Source organism: Thiohalocapsa sp. (genome assembly GCF_019695415.1).
Lineage (GTDB): Bacteria > Pseudomonadota > Gammaproteobacteria > Chromatiales > Chromatiaceae > Thiohalocapsa.
In genome coordinates, this window is the sequence record NZ_JAIFKJ010000041.1 from 1 (window position 1) to 1,873 (window position 1,873).

The 1,873-nt window shown below is 64.5% G+C and carries 1 protein-coding gene; it reads left to right on the forward strand.

What is annotated here, in order from left to right:
* Positions 1 to 155 precede the first annotated feature (155 nt).
* On the forward strand, positions 156 to 1,873 hold a 1,718-nt coding region (locus tag I6U14_RS00510), incomplete at its 3' end, for a lipopolysaccharide biosynthesis protein (RefSeq protein WP_367115603.1).

Consider the following 1,873-nt stretch of genomic DNA (forward strand, 5'->3'; position numbering starts at 1 on the left):
TGGTTTTTGGACTATGCGACGGCCTCGTAGCGTCACCCTTCTCTGTTCGTCTGCCGCGTGAGTGTAGTAGGGGAGCCGGCGGGCCACCCGATGCGACGATCGCCCCCTCCGGCCCCGAGGCAGACCCCGCCAGTACGACCTGTTCCATCCCGCCAGTGAACCCCCTCAAGCGCCTCGCCTCCCAGACCGCCGTCTACGGCCTGAGCAGCATTCTCGGCAGGTTCCTCAACTACCTGCTGGTGCCGCTCTACACCTACACCTTCGTGCCGGCGGACTACGGCGTGGTGGCGGAGTTCTACGCCTACATGGGCTTTTTGGCGGTGCTCATGACCTTTGGCATGGAGACGGGCTACTTCCGCTTCCGCTCGGCGGGCGAGGACGATCCGAATACCGTGCTGGCAACAGTGCTGCGGTTCCTGATCCTCGCCAACGGCGGCTTTCTGATCCTGGCCGTAGTCTTCCAGCAGCCCGTGGCGGACCTGCTGCGGCATGGCGACCATCCGGAGTACATCTGGTGGGTGGCGGCGATTTTGGCGATGGACTCCGTCGGCAACGCGGCCTTCGCGCGACTGCGGGCGGAGGACAAGGCGCTCCGCTTCGCGGCCATCAAGCTCATCGAGATCGGTGCCAACATCGGCCTCAATGTCTTTTTTATCGTCGTCTGCCGGCAGGCCTATGAGGCGGATCCAGGCTCCTTCCTCGGCCAGCTCTGGGTACCGGACATCGGTGTCGGTTATGTGTTCATCTCCAACCTTGCGGCGAGTGGGCTCAAGCTGCTGTTGCTGACGCCGCAGTTCGGCGGCGCACTGACGGGCTTCGACGGTGCGCTGTTCAAGCGCATGCTGCGGTACTCGCTGCCCATGGTGGTCATCGGCATGGCCGGTATTGTCAACGAGATGCTGGACCGCGCCGCGCTCAAGTATCTGCTCCCGTACGACGACGCGACGAACATGGCACAGCTCGGCATCTACAGTGCCGTGTACAAGCTCTCGATCCTGATGATGCTGTTCATCCAGGCCTTCCGCTACGCCGGCGAGCCCTTCTTCTTCAGCTACGCCAAGCAGCGGGACGCCAAGGAGATCTACGCCTTGGTGCTGACCTGGTTCGTGATCTTCTGCGTGTTCATTTTTCTCTTGGTCACGCTCTACATCGACGGCTTTCAGTACTTCGTGGGCGAGGCGTATCGGGAGGGCCTGCACGTGGTGCCGGTGCTGCTGGTAGCGAACCTGCTGCTCGGCGTCTACGTGAACCTGTCCATTTGGTACAAGCTGACGGATCGGACCCTCATGGGGGCCTGGGTGGCACTGATCGGCGCCGGCATCACCATCGTCTCGCTCTGGTTGCTGGTGCCGGAATTCGGTTACGAGGGTGCGGCCTGGGCACACCTCATCTGCTACGGGGCCATGGTGGTGCTCTCCTACGGTCTCGGGCGGCGCTACTACCCGGTGCCTTACGAGGTGCTGCGCGTCTTCGGCTATATCGGACTGGGCTTGGGCCTTTTCGCTGGCGGGCGCTGGCTGACCGATGCACAGGGCTGGAACCCTTTCGTTGCCGGCAGCCTGCTGCTGGCCCTGTATCTGCTGTTGGTGGCGATACTGGACGGCCGCAGACTGCTCAAGACGCCCGACAGCGGGCGCAGGCGCAGAATCAGGACCGGGTCAGCACCCCGCCCGCAGGCGACCATGCGCCAGGCACCCAGCCGCAGCACCAGAACCCAAGCACGGCCGATCCTGCGCCGCACCGATCTGCCCCTAGCCGCCGCAGCCGCCCTGATCGCCGGTGTTCGCCTGCCCCCCAAGCATGCCCGCAAGGCACCCCCCCACGCACCGCTGGCCACTCTACCGTGCGCGCCGAGTCACACCACACCGCCGGC